Raw genomic sequence first — 18,238 nt, forward strand, 5'->3', positions numbered from 1 at the left:
CCTAGTCGCGGAACCCGAGTACGGTCGTGAAGCCCTGCGCGCCGTCGGTGAAACCGGTGCCGACCAGCGTGGTGGCCGGTTCCTTGCGCCCGAAGCCGGGGGAGTACCAGCCCAGCGGCGGGTCGGTCTCCCCGCGATGCGCCCGCCAGGACAGCCCGCCCGGCAGGTCGAGCACCGCCGAGCGCTCCTCGCCGTCCCGGGCCCAGGTGAGCACGGCCCGGCTCCCGGCCAGGTCGGCGGAGACCGCCGGGCCGAGGTGGAACGCGAGGCGCACGGCCCGGCGCGGGCCGCGCACCTCGTCCACCACCCGCAGCTCACGGCTCGCGGCGGTCAGCTCCACCCGGCGGCGGTGCACGGAACCCCCGTACCCGTCGTGCTCGGCACACCAGCGGGACACCCCCTCGTCGGAGGTGTCCACGGCCAGCACGCGGCTGCGGGCGTGCCGGGTCCACAGGAACGGGCCGCCGGAGACGGACTGGTCGGTGCCGTCCAGCTCCACGGTGTTGTGGCCGAGGGTCGACCGGAAGTACCGCCGCCACACGGGCTGCCCGTGGTAGCAGTACGTCCCCGGGTCGGCGAGCACGTCGACCCCGTCGTGCCGCACCTCCACCGAGAGCGCGTCCGCGTGGGCGTGCGCGGCGATGGAGAGGAAGCCGTGCGGACCGCCGTCGCAGCGGCACCAGATCCCCGCCGGACCGCGCAGGACCGTGAGCCCCGCGTCCGCGAAGTGGGCCGGCCTGCGCGCCGGACGGGTCACGGCCGGACCGGCGTCCCCCTTGCCGTACGGCCGGATCAGCGCGGCCAGCAGCGGGGTGCGCACATCGGTGCCGGTCACCGTCGGCCACCAGGACAGGGCGCCGAACACGGCGTCCCCGGTGGCCAGCAGCGAGGCCCAGCGGTCGGTGCCCGCGCCGTCCACCACCAGGCCGTGTCCGTCGTCCGCGTCCCCCTGGCGCGGCGGCCGCAGCGAGTCGTCCACGACGGCGGCGAGCGCGTCGGTCATCCGCAGCAGCACCAGCCGGACCGTCGCGGGCACCGGCACACCGGCGGCGTCCGCCTCCGCCACCGCGGCCAGGCCGAGTTCCAGCACCAGACCGTGGTACTCGGTGGCCAGCTCGCGGTTGAGACCGGAGGGGAACGTGTTGCCGCGCAGATGCCGCTCCAGCGACCGCAGCGCGTCGTCCCGCCAGCGTGCCGAGGCGGGGAACCAGTCGAAGGCGCAGGCCGCGGCCAGCTGACCGGCGGCCTCCGCCACGACGTGGTTGTTCGCCGACGATCCCCGGCTGGGGAAGGCGGCCAGCCAGCGCTGGTGGTGCCAGATCTGCTTCAGGGCCGCCGGGTTGTCCTCGAAGAGGGCGGCCGCGCCCGGCCAGCCGTCGAGCAGCCGGCGGATCCACACCCACGACAGCAGCCGGATGCCCAGCTCGATGCCGCTGACCCAGTGCACCCCGCGCAGCGGTGCGTTGGACGCCCACCACGACCGCAGGTGCTCGGCCACGCGCTCGGCGTACCGCTCGTTCCCGGTGACCGCGTAGGCGGCGGCGAGCACCGTCAGGTACTGGTGCCGGGACGGCTCCCAGATCTGCTTGACGTCCCCGACCGCGTCCTCGTCGCGGTAGGGCACGTCGAAGGCGTAGCCGCCCGGCGCCCGGCGCCCGGTCTTCGGGTCGTACCACCAGTCCGGGTCGGCCAGGTCGTCGCGGGCCACGCCGAAGTACTCGGCGTGCCCGGCCATCAGGCGGTCCGCCTCCGCGACGAGGCGCTTCGCGGCGTCCGGCGGCACCGCGGCGAGCGTCCCGGCGGGCAGGGCCGCGGTGAACCGGGCACCGGTCACGCCCGGGACGTCCGGCCGCACCGACCGCCACCGCCGCCTGCGCACCGTGTCGCCCACCCGGCCGCCCACCTCGCGCGGCCCCATCCGGGACAGCCGTCGCAGGTACCAGCCCGGACTCCCCGGGGTCACGGTCATCGCGCCTCCGCCAGGGTCACCGGAGCGCCGCCGGTCAGCGCGGCCCGCACGGCCAGGGTGGCCGTCGTGGTGGCGACCAGCGACCCGAGCGGCACCGGCATCGGCCCGCCGGTCCGCACCGCCCGGACGAACGCGGCCAGTTCGGCCGACTGGCCCTTGTCCCGGGCCTTGGGCAGCCGCGAACTGACCCAGCGCTTGCGCCCGTCGTAGACGGACGTACGGACGAAGTCGTCGAGTTGCAGCACCTTGCCGTCCGCGACCAGGTCCAGCGTCTCCTTGGGGAAGCCCGCCGCGCCGGCGGTGACGTAGCTGAGGGTGGCGGTGGACCCGTCCGGGTAGCCCAGCACCACCTGGAGGTCCTCGTTGCCGGACGGCGCGAGGGCGTACACCGAGACCGGGTCGGCGCCCAGCAGCCAGCTCGCCGTGTCGACGAAGTGCCCGCCCTCACCGGCGAACCGCGAGCCCTCGGTGCCCTGCTGGAGGTACCAGCTGCCGTGGTCGAGCCGCCCCGCGTTGACCAGGTAGCGCAGGCTCGCCGGTCCGGTGCGGTCGCCGAACCGCTTCCTGGCCTCCTGGAGCAGCGGCGCGAACCGGCGGTTGAAGCCCACCTGCAACCGGTCGTTGCCGGACTCCTCCACCGCGGCGAGCACGCCGGTCAGCTCGTCCTCGGTGAGCGCCAACGGCTTCTCCACGAACACGGCCTTGCCGGCCAGCAGCGCCTTGCGGGTCAGTTCGGCGTGCGAGCTGTGCCGGGTGACGACGAACACCGCGTCGACGGACGCGTCGCCGAGCACGGCGTCCAGATCGGTGGTCGCCTTCCCGAAGCCGAACTTCCGCTGCGCGTTGGCCGCGGACAGGGCCGTCGTGGTGACGACCGTCGACAGGTCGACGCCGTCGCGCCGTGCCAGGTGCGGCAGCAGCATCGACGTCGCGTAGTTCCCCGCGCCGACGAACGCGAGGCGCACCGGCCTCTTCGCCGCCCGCAGCGGGGCGGAGCGCTTGGCGCCGCTCGGCACCGCGGGCACGGTCAGCGCCGGGGCCTCGGCCGACGCCCCTTCCTCCTCGGTGAGTTCGGGATACCGGAACAGCACGGCCACGGCCTTGAGATCGCCGTCCTTGAGGCTTTGGTAGGTCTCCACTGCGTCGTCGAAGGCGGCCGTGCGGGTGATCAGCGGCTCCACGTCGACGCGGCCCCGGGCGACGAGATCGAGGAAGCACGCCAGGTTGCGCCGCTCGGTCCAGCGCACGTAGCCGATCGGGTAGTCCCGCCCCTCGATCTCGTACTCCGGGTCGTAGCGCCCGGGTCCGTAGGAGCGGGAGAACCGGACGTCCAGCTCCTTCTCGTAGTACGCGTTCCACGGCAGGTCCAGACGGCACTTGCCGATGTCGACGACCCGGCCGCGGTCCCGGCACAGCCGCGCGGCCAGCTCGACCGGCTGGTTGCTGCCACCGCCGGCGGCCAGGTACACCTGGTCCACCCCGTGGCCGTCGGTGAGTTCGGCCACGGCACTCTCCACGGCCGGGGACGCCGGGTCACCGCAGGCCGCCGCGCCCAGCCGCTCGGCCAGCTCGCAGCGCACCGGGTCGGGGTCGACGCCGACCACCCGGACGCCCGAGGCGGCGAGCAACTGCACCACCAGCTGCCCGATCAGCCCGAGACCGATGACCAGGGCCACCTCGCCCAGCCGCGACTCGCCCTGGCGGACCCCCTGGAGCGCGATCGACCCGACGGTGCCGAAGGCCGCGTGCCGCGGCGCGAGGCCGTCCGGCACCGGGGCGTAGAGGTTCTTCGGGACCCAGTTCAACTCGGCGTGCAGGGCGTGCTCGTTGCCCGCGCAGGCCACCAGGTCGCCGACCTTCACGTCGTCGATCCCGGCGCCGACCTGCTCGACCACCCCGCACAGCGAGTAGCCGAGCGGTGTGTAGGAGTCCAGCTTGCCCATCACCTTGCGGTAGGTGGCGGGCACCCCGTTGGTGGCCACGCTCTGCACGACCTTGGCCACCTGGTCCGGCCGGGAACGGGCCTTGCCCAGCATCGACATGCCGGCCTCGGACACCTTCATCAGCTCGGTGCCGGTGGAGATCAGCGAGTAGGCGGTCCGCACCAGCACACCGCCCGGCTTGCAGCCCGGCACCGGCACGTCGAGCAGCGCCAGCTCGCCGCTCTTGTAGTTCTGCACAACCTGTTTCACCCGAAGTCCTCGCGTCTCTGTGCCGGTTGTCTCGGTGCCGGTCGGTGCGCCGGGAGGCCCTACACCGTCGATGGAGAGTTCTGGTCGGCCCCCGAGGTCGCGCCGCGGTACCAGTACTCGAGGGTCAGCACGTGCCACAGGTGCTTGGAGAAGTCCCGCTGCCCGGCGGCGTCCTCGGCGACCAGCCGCCGCAGCGCGTCGCGCCGCAGGAAACCGGACCGCACCAGCTCGCCGTCGTTCACCACCTCGCGCACCAGCGGCGCCAGGTCCCGGCTCATCCAGGCCCGCAGCGGGGCGCTGAACAGGCCCTTGGGCCGGTACACGATCTCCCGGGGCAGGACCGACGTGGCCGCCTCCTTCAGGACGGCCTTGCCCTGTCGGCCGACGATCTTGCGGTCGCCGGGGAAGGCGAACGCCGCCTTCACCACCTCGACGTCCACGTACGGCACCCGGACCTCGGTCGAGGCGGCCATGCTGGAGCGGTCCGTGTAGGCGAGGTTCAGGCCCGGCAGGAACATCCGGGCGTCGCCCAGGCACATGCGGTTCACGAAGTCGTCGAGGTCGTTGTCCTGGTAGACGTCCGCGTGCTCGGTCAGCACGTCCTCGACCGTCCCCGCCAGGTCCGGGTCGATCAGGGCGAGCAGCTCCTCGCGGTCGTACATCGTGTAGCTGCGCCGGAAGGCGGTCTCCTCCGGCAGATCGGCGAAGGAGAGGAACCGCTTCGCGAAGCGCACCGAGCGGTAGCCCCGGCGGCTGGTCGCGACCGGCAGCCGGTCCACGGCCGCGGACACCCCGCGCCGCAGCGGCCGCGGGACGCGCTGGTAACGCAGCGCCAGCACGTTGGCCAGGTGCTTGCGGTAACCGGCGAACAGTTCGTCGGCGCCCATCCCCGAGAGCATCACCTTGACCCCGGCCTCCCGGGCGGCCGAGCAGATCAGGAAGGTGTTGATCGCGGCGGGGTCGCCGATCGGCTCGTCCAGGTGGTACGTCATCCGCGGCAGCAGGTCGAGCACGTCGGGGGCGATCTCGATCTCGTGCAGGTCGACGCCGAACCGCTCGGCCACCTGCCGGGCGTAGCGCAGGTCGTCGGGCATCGCCTCAAATTTGGCGTCCTCGGCGCGGAACCCGATCGTGTAGGCGGAGATCCCGGGCCGCTCGCGGGCCGCCAGCGCGGTCAGATAGCTGGAGTCCAGCCCACCGGAGAGGAACGTCGCCACCGGCACGTCGGAGAGCAGGTGGCGCCGGGTCGACTCCTCGACCACGGCGGCCAGGTCCGGCCGCTCGCCGCTCAGGGCCCGCTCCCGGCCCTCGGCGGCGACGTCCTTGAGGTTCCAGAACCTGCCGCGCTCCACCCGGCCGTCGGGCCGGCACCGCAGCCAGCTCCCCGGCGGCAGCTTCTCCGCCTCGCGGAACGCGCAGCGCGAGTCCGGCACCCAGTAGTACAGCAGCGAGGCCACCAGCGCCGCGTGGTCCACCTCCAGCTTCCCGCCGGTCACGGCGGCGAGCGCCTTGAGCTCGGAGGCGAACACCAGACCCCCGCCGCGCCGGAGCAGGAACAGCGGCTTGATGCCGAGCTGGTCGCGGGCGAGCACCAGTTCACCGGTGCGCTCGTCGAACACCGCGAACGCGAACATGCCGCGCAGCCGGGCGAGGCAGCCGGTGCCCCAGCGCCGCCAGGCCTCCAGCACCACCTCGGTGTCGGAGGTGCCGCGGAAGCGCACCCCGGCGGACTCCAGCTCGCCGCGGAGTTCGGGCGCGTTGTACAGCTCGCCGTTGTACGTCAGGGCGAGACCGTCCGAGACCATCGGCTGGGCGCCGGTCCCGGACAGGTCGATGATGGCCAGCCGACGGTGCCCGAGCTGCACCTCGCCGTCACCGGCGGGGTGGCTGTAGCGGCCCGCCCCGTCCGGACCGCGGTGCGCGAGGACGTCGGTGAGCCGGTCGGTCACGGCCTTGCCGTCCGGCCAGTGGTACGTGCCTGCGATGCCACACATGTGCTACCGCGCCTCCTGATCGCTGTCCGGGACCGTCGTGGCCGGCATCGACGGCCGTTCCGCGCGAAGCCTCCCCGTCCCGTTGTGCCGTCTCGGCCGTTCGTCGTGGCCGCGCGGCGTGAGGTGCGGGCCGTCCCACAGGGTGCCGTCGGTCCGGTCACGCGGATCGGGGTCGATCAGGACCACCCCGATCACCGCGATGCGCTGGTCCGCGAGTTGCCGCGCCACGGTGTGCAGCCACGCGGCGCTACCGTGCCCGGCCCGCACGACGAGCACCGTCCTGCTGCCGAGGTAGTGGAGGTCGGTCCACGCCGTACCGGGCGCCACCGAGCCGACGCCGAGGCGGCGCACATGGTGCGGTTCGGCCGCGGCCCGCTCGCCGCTCAGCACGGTGGGGCCCGCGGACTTCCGGCGGGCGCCCGCGAGGTCCGTGCCGGGCAGCGCGTCGACGACGACCACGGGCCCGTCCGCCTCCAGTGCTCCGGCGACGTCCAGGGCGATCAGGCCGGTGCCGCGCGCGCAGCCGAGTTCCAGCAGGGACACCGGTTCCGCGGAGCCGCGCACGATGCGGGCCAGGGTGGTGGTGAGCCGTTCGCGTGCCGCCCGGGTCCGCCGGCGCTGCCACGACCGGGCCGACCGGCGCGGCCCGCGGCGCAGCTCGGCGAGGACCGAGGCGCCCAGGTTCGCGGCGATCTCCCGGCGCAGCACGGGGCGGTCCGCCACCACCGCGCCGACCGCGGCCAGCGCGAGCCCGAGAACGAGCCCGAGGACCAGCCCGATCGCGGCGTCGGTGCCCACGGCCCTGGGCAGGGAGTGCCGCACCGCGTGCGGGGCGTCCACGATCTTCGTGCCGGCGACGACCTCGGGCGTGCCGGTGAGCGCCTCCGCGGCCCGCTGGTCGAACTCGGCGATCCGCGAGTCGAGCTCGGCCCGGCGGGCGAAGAGCGACTCGATGCTCGCCGACGCGTTCGGTTCGTCGTCCGGTGAGCGGTCCCCGATCGACTTGTTGACCTCGGCGAGTTCCTTGCGCATGCGGTCACGCTGGTCCAGCAGGGACTCGGACTCGGCCTCGGCGGCCTCCCGCATCCGCCGCACGTGGTCCGTGACGAACGTCTCGGCCAGCGCCTTGGCCCGGGCCACCGCGTCCGCGTCGCTGTCACCCGTCACGTCGATCTGCAGCAGGTTGTTGGTCAGTCCGGTGCCCCGGTAGTCCTGCATGAAGTCTTCCGGGTCCTCCCGGGAGCCGAGCGACCGCAGGGCCGCGGCGGCGATCCGCGTGGTGTCCAGCAGCTCGACATCGGTGCGGATGAGCGTTCCGGTGTCGTTCGGCTGGTCGTCCTTGTGCGCGACCAGCACCTTGGTCACCGCGGTCGGCCGGGGCGGCAGCAGGACCGCCACCGCCGCGCCGGCCAGCAGGCCCAGCAGCGCGAGGGAGGCCCACAGGCGCCGCCGCCTGCGCACCGCCACGACCAGTGCCTGCAGGTCCAGCAGCGGAGCGGAGGTGGCCGACGGCGAAGCCGTACTCGTCGTCATGCGGCACCTCCCGTCGCTCGCTCGGGCACCGGAGTCACCGGGGTGGCGTTCTCCGGAGGGCGGTCGGACGAGTCCGCGGTACGGGCCCGGACCGCGTCGGCGACGACGACGCCGACGACCTCGTGTCCGCCGTCCGCACACGCCTCGGCGAGGCCGGCGAGTTCCTCCGCGGTGCGGCTGCCCGCGCCGAGCACGACCAGGACACCGGACTCGGTGTCGCGGTCCGGCACCATCGGCCGGGACACCGAGACCTCCACCACCCGCAGCAGCGGTTCGCCCTCGGCCTCGGCGGCGAGCCGCTCGGCGGCCCGTCGGGCGACCCCGTCGTCGTCGGGTACGACGACCAGCAGCCGCCGGGCGGCCGGCAGCCGTTCCCGCAGGCGCGCGCACACCCGCCGGTAGCGGATCCGCCGCCCGGCCTCGTCGCCGGAGGACCGCGGGGCCGGCAGGTCCCACCGGACGTCGGTGCCCAGCAGCCGCCGGAGCCGGGCCCGCGCGCCGCGTGCCTTCGGCCGGTGGGCGCGCCGGTCACCGGGTACGTCGACGGTGCCCAGCGTTGCCGAGCGCAGCGCCGCGGCGATCTCGGGTTCGGAGCGCAGCCGCCGGTTCACCCGCGCCGCGGCCAGGTGACCGACGACCGCGAGCACGAAGAACAGCAGCGCGCCGCCGCCGACGAGCTGCAGCCTCGTTGGCGGAGCCTCGCCGGCCGGTCGGGGCGCCGGTCCCATGACGACCAGGCCGGCCCGGTTGTTCGCCGGGTCGGCCTCCTCCAGCTTCTGCATGGCCTCCTGCAACGTGGTGCGCAGCTTCTCCAGCTCGGTGCGGGCCTGCACGCTCTCCACGGTCTGCCCCGGATCGGCCGCGTTGGCCAGGTCGGTGATGCGCTGGTTGGTCCGCTTCACCTGCTCCCGCAGCGCCTCGGGCCCCGCCGCCTCGTCGGGATCGGTGCTGCCGCTCGCGATCCGTGCCGCGAACGTCACGAACTGCTGGGCCACTTCGTCGGAGAGCCGCTGCGCACGCTCCGGGGTCTCGGCCGTCCCGGAGATCTTGATGACGTTCCCGTCGGCGGTCTCGGCGCTCACCCGGTCGCGCAGCTCGCTGTCGCTGACCCCGCTCCAGTCGAGCGCCTCGCCCGCCCGGTCGACCACCGACGAACTGGTCGCGATCTCCACCTGCGTGACCAGCTCGCGCTCCTCCCACTGCCCCGGCAGCAGGACCGAGGCGGACGCCGTGTAGCGCGGCGGGAACAGCACCGAGACGCCGTAGCCGACGAGTGCGCCCACCACGACGAGGACGGCGAGCAGCCGCCGGCGCCGACGGAGAATCCGCCCGACCGTGACCAGGCGTATCGTGTCATCGCTCAACGGCGCGGCCTTCTCCCTGCTGGTGTGCGGCAGGCGGCGGCGTACGCGGCGAGCAGCGCCGTCTGCGAGTTGCGCCAGGAGAGCTGTCCGTTGACGCGCTCCTGGCCGATCTTGCCCATCCGGGCGCGCTCGTCGGGGTCGTCCAGCAACCGTGCGACGAGCCTCGCGAACTCGCCCTCGTCGTTGGCGGGGGCGTAGAGGGCGGCGTCACCGGCGGAGACGCGCGCCTCCCGGAGGTCGAACGAGACGATGGGCCGGCCCATCGCCATGTACTCCAGGACCTTGTTCATGGTCGACACGTCGTTGAGCGGATTGCGCGGGTCGGGGGAGAGGCACACGTCCGCCGTGGACAGGTAGCGCACCAGATCGGCGTCCGGAATGCGCCCGGTGAACCGCACCTGCTCGCCGAGCCCCAGCGACCGGGACAGCTCCACCATCGCGTCGAAGGCGTCACCGGAGCCGACGAACACCGCGTGCCAGTCGGTCCGCCCGACCTCGTCGCGCAGTTTCGCCAGGGCCCGCAGGGCGTAGTCGACGCCGTCCTGGGGGCCCATGACGCCGAGGTAGCAGAGCAGATGGGGCTTGCCCCGTTTCAAGTCCGGTTCGGCGGGCACCGGTTGGAAGCGTTCGGTGGCGGGCGCGCTGCGCACCACGAAGACGTCCTCCGGGCGGCGGCCGCCCCGGCGTATCGCGACGTCCTGGTAGCTCTCGTTCGTGGCGAGCACGATGTCCGCGGCCCGGTAGGTCATCCGTTCCAGGGCGCACACGGCGCGGTAGAGCAGGTCCTTGCCGCGGCCGAAGCGGGAGAGGTACAGCTCGGGTATCAGGTCGTGCTGGTCGAAGACGAACCGCGCGCCGCGCCGTTTGAGCCACAGGGCGGGCAGGAACAGCAGGTCGGGAGGGTTGCAGGCGTGGACCACGTGGACCGGGCCGACCCTGCGGGCCAGCCGGAAGGTGTGCCAGAGCGCCGCCCCGTACTCCCGCAGGTAGCCGGCCGGTCCTCCGGTGGCCGCGCGCAGCGGGTAGCGGTGGATGCGCACCCCGTCGACGACCGCTTCCCGCTCCGTGTCCCGCTTGGTGCCCGTGGGACAGATGACGTGCACGTCCCAGCCCGCGTCGCGCAGGGTCGTGCACTCCTGCCACACCCGCCGGTCGAAGGGCACCGACAGGTTCTCCACCAGGATCAGCGCGCGCCGTCCCGGCCGGTCGCCGGCGCCGCCGAGCGGCGTGGCACCGGACGTCGTGTCACCAGGCAAGGCCCACGTACCCCGGCTCGGTCCGGCGCGTGTCGGCGTCGGGAAGGTGGATGAGGTCGATCAGCAGCGGCCCCCCGCTGTGGGGGAGCGCCGCCAGCACGGCCGGGTCCTTGGTCCCGACCAGGCACACCTCGGCGTGTTCGAGGACCTCGTCGACGGAGTCCGCGAGCAGCTGGGCGAGGTGCGGCAGCCGGGTCTCGACGTACTCGCGGTTCGCGCCGAGCAGCCGGGACAGGCTCACGTTGGCGTCGTGGATCTTGAGGTCGTAGCCCTTGCCGAAGAGCCGCTCCGCCAGTTCGACGAGCGGGCTCTCCCGGAGGTCGTCGGTGCCGGGCTTGAAGGACAGCCCGAACAGCCCGACCCGGCGCTTCCCGGTGCGCTCCACCAGCTCCACCGCGCGCTCCAGGTGCGCGGAGTTGGAGGGCAGCACGTGGGCGAGGATGGGCACCGACACGTCGGCCCGCTGCGCCGCGTGGACCAGGCTGCGCAGGTCCTTGGGCAGGCAGGAACCGCCGAAGGCGAAGCCGGGACGCAGATAGGCGGGGCTGATGTTCAGCTTGCGGTCGGCCAGGAAGACGTCGATCACCTGGTGCGAGTCCACCCCGAGCGCCTGGCACACCGCGCCCAGCTCGTTCGCGAAGCCGATCTTGAGGCCGTGGAAGGCGTTGTCCGCGTACTTGATCGCCTCGGCCGTCGCGACCGGCACCCGGAACACCTCGCCGGGCAGGCTGTCGTACAGGGCCAGCACCGCGTCGCCGCTGGCCGGGTCGAGTTCGCCGATGACGGTCTTGGGCGGGTCGAAGAAGTCCCGCACGCTTGTGCCCTCGCGCAGGAACTCCGGGTTCACCGCGACCCCGAAGTCCACCCCGGCGGTGCCGCCGACGTACTTCTCCAGGATCGGCACCAGCAGGTTCGCGCAGGTACCCGGGAGCATGGTGCTGCGGAACACCACGGTGTGCCGCCCACTGCGCCCGCCGCGGTCCGCCAGCGCGGCGCCGATCTCCTCGGTGACCCGTTCCAAGTACGTCGTGCACAGGCTGCCGTTGGGCTCCGACGGGGTGCCCACGCAGACCAGGGATATCTCGCTCTCCATGATCGCCTCGCGGACGTCGCCGGTGGCGCGCAACGCTCCGGTGCCCACGACCTCGGCGATCAGTTCGCCGATCCGCTCCTCGACCACCGGGGCCTTGCCGTCGTTGACCAGGTCGACCTTCACCTGGTTCACATCCACCCCGATGACCTCGTGCCCCATGCCGGCCAGGCACGCGGCCGACACACAGCCCACATAGCCGAGGCCGAAAACGCTCACCCTCATGACCCGTTCCTCCCCCCAGGCAGGCCCCGACGGCCTGCGATCCGCGCGTCGGCCCGGCGGCCCCCGCGCATCAGTACGCCCCCTGCCCGTGGACCACGGCGCGCAGCGTCTTCCACAAGATCACTGTGTCCAGCGCGAGCGACCAGTCCTCCACGTACCGCAGGTCCAGCCGGACCGCCTCCTCCCACGGCAGGTCGCTGCGTCCGCTGATCTGCCACAGGCCGGTGAGTCCGGGCTTGACCAGCAGCCGTCTTCGGATGTCCGGGCCGTACGCCGCGGACTCCTCCGGCAGCGGAGGCCGCGGACCGACGAGCGACATCGATCCGGTGAGCACGTTGAACAGCTGCGGCAGCTCGTCGATCGAGTACCGGCGCAGCACCGCCCCGACCCGGGTCACCCGCGGGTCCCGGCGGAGCTTGAACAGCAGGCCCGCGCCCTCGTTGCGGTCGGCCAGCGCGGCCCGCGCCCGGTCGGCCCCGGCGACCATGGTGCGGAACTTGAGAATGGTGAACTCGCGGCCGCCCTTGCCGACCCGGCGCTGGCGGTAGAACGCCCCGCCCCGGCTGTCCACCAGGATGAGCAGTGCGACGAACACCATCAGGGGCGCGAACAGCGTCAGCAGGATCGCCGCGCCCAGCCGGTCGACCACGGCCTTGACGGCCCGGCGGCCCCCGGTGAAGGTCGGCATGCTGACCCGCAGCAGCGGGATCCCGAGCACCGCGTCGACGTGCAGCCGCGGACCGGCCACCTCCATCAGTACGGGCGCCACGACCATCTCGGCTTCGCTGCCCTCGAGGTTCCAGGCCAGCCGCTGCAGCCGGTGCGGTGACCAGTGCGGGTCCGGGGTGACCGCGACCACCCGGTAGCCGTCGCGGCGGACGTGGTGGGCGACGTCCTCCAGTGGGCCGACGACCGGCACTCCGTCCAGCTGGTCACCTCCGAGCCCGGGGCCGAGCGTCGTGCAGACCGCGTCCACGCGCCAGCCGAGGTGCGGGAACCTCCGGGTCCGGGCGATCAGATCGCGCACGGTGGCCGGGCTGCCGGCGGCGAGCACCGGTCTCAGACAGCGTCCTTCCTTGCGCTTCCGGTGCAGCCGGACGCGCAGCGCGTAGCGCGAGATCATGGTGACGATCGCGATCGCGGGGACGGCGACGAAGATCCAGAGTTTGATGTTGCGCGAGGTGAGGGCGATTCCGCCGAGCGCCAGCACGACGGTCGCCATGAACAGTGAGCGTCCGAGCCGCCGGAACTCCTCGGCGCCCTGGCCGAGCACGGCCGGTGACCACGACCGGCTCACCGCCAGCGCGCTCAGGACCAGAAGCTCGGTGCCGAACGCGAGAATGCCCCATTTCTCGTGCCAGTTGGCCGCGTCCCGGACCCCGAAGAAGTTGCCGATGCCCGCCACCACGAAGGCGGTGGTCACGGTATCGGTGGTGATCACGGTACGGCGGTACCGCTGCTCCCAGTCGCTCGTGAGCCGGCTGGCTGCCCCGGCCGCCAACTGCCCGCGGGCAGACGGAAACGGGCTGACCAATCCCCCTTGCCGCACAGAACCCCCCAGGTTCCCAGTGGTTCGACGTATTCGCCTAGCACTGTTCCTCCCCCTCGGGAGACCCCCGCCTCCCGCGCCGCGCTGTTCCTCCCCACGGACGGCCCCCCGGCCTGCCCGCGCACAACGTTCCGGCTATGTCACAGCAATACGAGTCATGCACAGTGAATGCAGCAGACCCCCCTGCCCCGGACCTAAAGATCATTACCGGTCGCCTCGTGCCTGAACAGCTGAAGCACGGTCAATCTAGACCATCGGGGCCACCGTGTAGAGGGGATGTGTGTAATTCGTGCTCAAGCTTTGGGAGTTGATCAACCATCGTGTGAAGGGCCCGGGGGCGCCTTCCCGCCACCGCGTGCTCCGGGCTGTCGGGTCCCACCGTGGTACCGCCGCCGCCCGGGCGTTCGCGCAGCGTCGGTTCAGGCCACGAGCAGCCGGAGACCGAGTTCCGCCGCGTCGAGATCCAGGGGGCGCGGTCGCGCTCGGTCCAGCGGCCGGAGGAGAGGTCGTCGCGGAGCTGGGCCCCGATCGCGCGGGCCGGCGGTCCACCGGGGGCCGGTCCGCGATGAGGTTCGCGACCGCGTCCGCGACCTCGGGCAGGCAGTCCGGGGCAGCCAGAACCGGTGCCGCCAGCCGGTGTCACTGGTGTCGTGCGTGAACACCACCACGCGACGGGTGACGCGGCGCGTCTCCCGCAGCCCGGCGATCGGGTCGTGCCAGTGGTGAACGGTGCTGAAGGCCATCGCGGCGCCGGAGGACCGGTCCTCGAACGGCAGGCTCTCCGCGGCGGCGGCCACGCACCGTGCCGCGCCGGCGGGCCGCCGCGCTCGCATGACCGCCGACGGCTCCACCGCGGTCACCTCGCGGTCCTCGGGCTCGTGGGAGCCGGTGCCGGCGCCCGGTCAGCTCGCGAGCAGGTGGTCGCGGCCGAACATGGCCGCGGCGGCCCGCGCGGTCGGCGTACCGGAGTCCAGATCGGCGCCGGCCCGGAGCAGTACGGTCACCACGTCGTCGGCGCCCTTGAACAGGGCACCGGCGAGGGGGGACTGGTCCCTGCCGTTGCGGAGGTCCGGGTCGGCGCCGTACCGGATCAGGGTCCGCACGGTGTCGGCGTGACCGTGGTACGCGGCGAGCATGAGGAGGGTGTTGCCCGCCGGATCGCGTACGTCCACCGGCAGCCCGTGGGCCACGAACTCCACCAGCTGCTCGGTGCCGCCCTCCCGGGCCAGGTCCATGGCGATGGCCACGACGCGCTCCGTCTGCTCGGCAGTCAGACCACCGCTGTTGTTCATGTCCATGATGTCTCCGTGGCGGTACGCCCGCGCCGGCGCGGGCACCTCGGGGGTGCCCACGCCGGCGCGGTGCGGGTGTACCGCTCGTCGTTCCGGCCGGCCGGGTCAGCGGTTGTCGGCGGCCAGGGCCTCGATCGCCTTGCGGACACCTTCGCCGTAGGCCGGGTCGGCCTTGGTGCAGTTGGCGATGTGCCGCGCGACGGTCTGCTCGGAGGCGCCGTCGATGGCGCGCGCCGTGTTCTCGAAGAGGACCTGCTGCTGCTCCGGGCTCATCTGCCGGAACAGGTTGCCGGGCTGCTCGAAGTAGTTGTCGTCGTCCTCACGGTAGTTGAACCGGTCGGCGACGGCACCCACGGCCTGGCTCGGCTCGCGGTAGGCCGGCTGCTCCTGCCAGCGCCCGTAGGAGTTGGGCTCGATGCCCGGGGTGGCTCCCTGGTTGCCGTCGACGCGCATGCCGCCGTCGCGGTGGTAGGAGTTCACCGGGTTCTTCGGGGCGTTGACCGGGATCTGGTGGTGGTTGACACCGAGGCGGTAGCGCTGGGCGTCGCCGTAGGAGAAGAGCCGGCCCTGCAGCATCCGGTCGGGGGAGAAGCTGATGCCCGGAACCACGTTGGCCGGGCTGAAGGCGGCCTGCTCGACGTCCGCGAAGTAGTTGTCGGGGTTGCGGTTGAGCTCCCACTCGCCGACCTCGATCAGCGGGTAGTCCTTCTTCGACCAGACCTTGGTGAGGTCGAAGGGGTGGAAGCGGTAGTTCTCGGCGTCGGCCTCCGGCATGACCTGGATGAACAGCTTCCACTTCGGGAAGTCGCCGTTCTCGATCGCGTCGAAGAGGTCGCGCTGGTGGGACTCGCGGTCCTTGCCGACCAGGGCCTCGGCCTCGGCGTCGGTCAGGTTCTTGATGCCCTGCTGGGTGCGGTGGTGGAACTTGACCCAGAACCGCTCGCCCTCGGCGTTGACGAAGCTGTAGGTGTGCGAGCCGAACCCGTGCATGTGCCGGTAGGAGGCCGGGATGCCGCGGTCCGACATCACGATCGTGACCTGGTGCAGGGCCTCGGGGAGGTTGGTCCAGAAGTCCCAGTTGTTCTCCGCGTTGCGGAGGTTGGTGCGCGGGTCGCGCTTCACCGCGTGGTTGAGGTCCGGGAACTTCAGCGGGTCACGGAAGAAGAAGACCGGGGTGTTGTTGCCGACCAGGTCCCAGTTGCCCTCCTCCGTGTAGAACTTCACGGCGAAGCCGCGGATGTCGCGCTCGGCGTCGGCGGCGCCGCGCTCACCGGCGACCGTGGAGAACCGGGTGAACAGCGGGGTCTTCTTGCCGATCTCCGAGAAGATCTTGGCACTCGTGTACCGCGTGATGTCGTGGGTCACCGTGAAGGTGCCGAACGCGCCCGAGCCCTTGGCGTGCATCCGGCGCTCCGGGATCACCTCCCGGTCGAAGTGGGCGAGCTTCTCCAGGAACCACACATCCTGCAAGAGCATCGGACCGCGCGGGCCGGACGTCAGCGAGTTCTGGTTGTCGGGAACCGGTGCACCGGCAACCGTGGTCAGCGGCTTCTGGTTGTTCTCAGGCAAGGCTTGCTCCTCGGTGTGGTTCTTCGCGGACCCCACCCTACCTTGGACAGGATCTAAGGCAAGGTGCCATCTAGAGCCATATCCGCTCTTGAGTTGAAGCGGAACCCTGCTAGGGTGCTGCGCATGAGTGATCTCCTGGGGCGGCTTCGCGAGCGCGGCTGGCGGCTGACCGCGCAGCGACGCGTGGTCGCCGAGGTCCTCGACGGAGACCACGTGCACCTGACCGCCGACGAGGTGCACGCCCGCGCGGCGGAGCGACTGCCCGAGATCTCCCGCGCGACGGTGTACAACACCCTGCGTGAACTGGTGCACCGCGGCGAGGTCCTCGAGGTGTCGACCGACGGCCGCGCCAAGCGCTACGACCCCAACGCGCATCGCCCCCATCACCACCTGCTCTGCGCGCGCTGCGGCTCGATCCGCGACGTGCACCCGACGGGCGACCCGCTCTCGGACCTCCCGGCCTCCGAGTCCTTCGGCTTCACCGTCTCCGAGGTCGAAGTGACCTACCGCGGCATCTGCCCGGACTGCGCCGCCTGACGCCGTCGGCGACCCGGTCCTCCCTCATCCCTTCGGGGCGTTCAAAGCGCAGTCCTCCGCGCGTACCGACACAGTGGTTCCTGAACCACACGGACCCGGAAGGAAGCGAGGCGCGCCGTGGAGATCGCGGTCATCGGCGGTACGGGACTCATCGGCTCGCAGGTCGTCGAGAAGCTGAACGCGGCCGGACACCAGGCGGTGCCCCACTCGCTGTCCACCGGAGTGGACGTCGTCGGCGGCGGGGGAGTGGACCGGGCGGTCGAGGGGGCCGACGTCGTGGTCAACCTGACGAACTCGCCGACCTTCGACGACGCCTCGCCCGCCTTCTTCCGGACCTCGATGGACCACCTCCTGGCCGCGGCGCAGCGGGCCGGAACGGGCCACTTCGTGATTCTCTCGATCGTCGGCGTCGACCGGGTGCCGAAGCTGGACTACTACCGCGCCAAACTCCTCCAGGAGGAACTGCTCCGGGACGGCCCCGTGCCGTACTCGATCGTGCGCGCCACCCAGTTCATGGAGTTCATGGAGGCCGTCCTGTCCTGGACCGCGGACGGCGATTCCGTCCGGCTGCCCGCCACGCCGATCCAGCCGATCGCCGCGAAGGACGTGGCCGCCGCGGTGGCGGAAGTCGCCGTGGGCGCCCCGTTGAACGGCATCCGCGACATCGGCGGACCGGAGGTGTTCCCGCTCGACGACCTGGGCCGCCTGACCCTCGCCCGCAAGGGCGACGGGCGTACGGTCGTCACCGATCCGGCCGCCGGCATGTTCGCGGCGGTCGAGGGAGACGTCCTCACCGACATGGACGCCCATCTGGCCCCCACCCGATACACCGACTGGCTGTCCTGAATGGCCGAGCGCGCCGGCCACGGCCCCGCCGAGGACGATGCGCCGAGGGGAATCCTGCGGCGCCGGCCGGAGGGGTGGCTGTTCAAGGGAATCTACGGCCTGGTACTGGCCAGCGCGCTGGTGGCCGCGCTGGACGTTCCGGGTGAGGAGGCCAATCCCGGCCAGGACGCGCTGTGGGTCCTGCTCACGGCGCTGACGTCGGGCGCCGCCCACGGGTACGCGCACGTCATCGCCCAGCGCGCGTCCGGTGGCGGGAGGGCCGGACCGGGCAGGGTGCGCGCGGTGATCGCCGAGTGGCCGCTGGCCGCCGCCGTGCTGCCGACCGTGGCGATGCTGCTCGCCGCGGCGGCCGGGTGGTGGGCGGAGGACACGGCCGCCGACACGGCCCTGGTGCTGAACACCGTCCTGCTCTTCGCCCTCGGCACCTCCGCGGCCCGCACCGCCGGGCTCGGCCGGCTGTCCTCGTGCCGCGCGGGGTTCCTGGACATGCTGATCGGCCTGGTGATCATCGCCGCGGATGCGCTGATCGAGTAGCGGGGTGTGCTCCCTCCCCGTACGGCGGCAGGGCCGTCGGCCGCGTGGACACGCCGGTGCGGACCGCGGCCGACCGTCGGCGTGCTGACCCGCGACGACGTTCCACCGCGGGAGCGGATCCTCGCGCTGTTCGAGCTGCCCGCGCCCGACGGGACACCGGTGCGCGGCTGCCCGTTCATCGACGCCGCGGCCGAGTTCCCCGACCCGGACAGCACGGCCCACTCCTACGCCCGCGAACAGAAACTCCGGACCCTCCTCGCGTACGCCCTGCCCGACGGGGCCTGACGC

Annotated in this window: 14 protein-coding genes and 1 pseudogene; 4 read left to right on the forward strand and 11 right to left on the reverse strand. The window is 72.6% G+C overall.

Features of this window, described 5'->3' with window-relative positions; translation table 11 throughout:
* Position 1: 1 nt before the first annotated feature.
* From BZZ08_RS00955 to BZZ08_RS01005, 11 genes and pseudogenes are all read right to left on the reverse strand, one after another.
* A complete protein-coding gene (locus BZZ08_RS00955; RefSeq protein ID WP_198601203.1) occupies positions 2-1,969 on the reverse strand; it encodes an alginate lyase family protein in 1,968 nt (655 codons plus the stop codon).
* On the reverse strand, positions 1,966-4,161 hold the full coding sequence (locus BZZ08_RS00960) for a bi-domain-containing oxidoreductase (protein WP_198601204.1): 2,196 nt from the start codon (positions 4,159-4,161) through the stop codon (positions 1,966-1,968). The genes BZZ08_RS00955 and BZZ08_RS00960 overlap by 4 nt, the downstream gene beginning before the upstream one ends.
* 59 nt (positions 4,162-4,220) lie before the next feature.
* Entirely contained in the window at positions 4,221-6,155 is a 1,935-nt protein-coding gene (gene asnB / locus BZZ08_RS00965) for an asparagine synthase (glutamine-hydrolyzing) (RefSeq protein WP_104630179.1), read from the reverse strand.
* A gap of 3 nt (positions 6,156-6,158) precedes the next feature.
* Positions 6,159-7,688: a Wzz/FepE/Etk N-terminal domain-containing protein gene (locus BZZ08_RS00970; RefSeq protein ID WP_104630180.1), complete on the reverse strand. Its 1,530-nt coding sequence runs from the start codon at positions 7,686-7,688 to the stop codon at positions 6,159-6,161.
* Positions 7,685-9,052 carry a Wzz/FepE/Etk N-terminal domain-containing protein gene (locus BZZ08_RS00975; protein ID WP_104630181.1) on the reverse strand — a complete coding sequence of 456 codons (1,368 nt, stop codon included), beginning with the start codon at positions 9,050-9,052 and terminating at the stop codon, positions 7,685-7,687. Before BZZ08_RS00975 ends, BZZ08_RS00970 begins: the two co-directional genes overlap by 4 nt.
* Entirely contained in the window at positions 9,049-10,308 is a 1,260-nt protein-coding gene (locus BZZ08_RS00980) for a glycosyltransferase family 4 protein (RefSeq protein ID WP_198601205.1), read from the reverse strand. The genes BZZ08_RS00975 and BZZ08_RS00980 overlap by 4 nt, the downstream gene beginning before the upstream one ends.
* A complete protein-coding gene (locus BZZ08_RS00985; RefSeq protein WP_104630182.1) occupies positions 10,298-11,623 on the reverse strand; it encodes a nucleotide sugar dehydrogenase in 1,326 nt (441 codons plus the stop codon). The genes BZZ08_RS00980 and BZZ08_RS00985 overlap by 11 nt, the downstream gene beginning before the upstream one ends.
* A 70-nt stretch (positions 11,624-11,693) precedes the next feature.
* Entirely contained in the window at positions 11,694-13,172 is a 1,479-nt protein-coding gene (locus BZZ08_RS00990) for a sugar transferase (protein ID WP_104630183.1), read from the reverse strand.
* 419 nt (positions 13,173-13,591) lie between these two features.
* Positions 13,592-14,059: pseudogene (locus BZZ08_RS38920) on the reverse strand (methyltransferase domain-containing protein); the annotation flags it as partial.
* Between the two features lie 15 nt (positions 14,060-14,074).
* Complete coding sequence (locus tag BZZ08_RS01000) at positions 14,075-14,470, reverse strand: ankyrin repeat domain-containing protein (RefSeq protein WP_104630354.1); 396 nt, start codon at positions 14,468-14,470, stop codon at positions 14,075-14,077.
* 99 nt (positions 14,471-14,569) lie between these two features.
* Positions 14,570-16,033, reverse strand: a complete 1,464-nt coding sequence (locus BZZ08_RS01005) for a catalase (RefSeq protein ID WP_104630355.1) — start codon at positions 16,031-16,033, stop codon at positions 14,570-14,572.
* 123 nt (positions 16,034-16,156) lie between these two features.
* Between BZZ08_RS01005 and BZZ08_RS01010 the strand changes: the two genes are divergently transcribed.
* From BZZ08_RS01010 to BZZ08_RS01025, 4 genes are all read left to right on the forward strand, one after another.
* Complete coding sequence (locus BZZ08_RS01010; RefSeq protein WP_104630356.1) at positions 16,157-16,570, forward strand: Fur family transcriptional regulator; 414 nt, start codon at positions 16,157-16,159, stop codon at positions 16,568-16,570.
* Between the two features lie 117 nt (positions 16,571-16,687).
* The gene (locus BZZ08_RS01015) at positions 16,688-17,416 is read left to right on the forward strand and encodes an SDR family oxidoreductase (RefSeq protein WP_104630184.1); all 729 of its coding nucleotides are present in this window, start codon (positions 16,688-16,690) and stop codon (positions 17,414-17,416) included.
* Positions 17,417-17,950, forward strand: coding sequence for a hypothetical protein (locus tag BZZ08_RS01020; protein WP_104630185.1), 534 nt, complete (start codon positions 17,417-17,419; stop codon positions 17,948-17,950).
* A gap of 81 nt (positions 17,951-18,031) precedes the next feature.
* Complete coding sequence (locus BZZ08_RS01025; protein ID WP_241965301.1) at positions 18,032-18,235, forward strand: hypothetical protein; 204 nt, start codon at positions 18,032-18,034, stop codon at positions 18,233-18,235.
* Positions 18,236-18,238 lie beyond the last annotated feature (3 nt).

The organism is Streptomyces sp. MH60, from assembly GCF_002939385.1.
Lineage (GTDB): Bacteria > Actinomycetota > Actinomycetes > Streptomycetales > Streptomycetaceae > Streptomyces.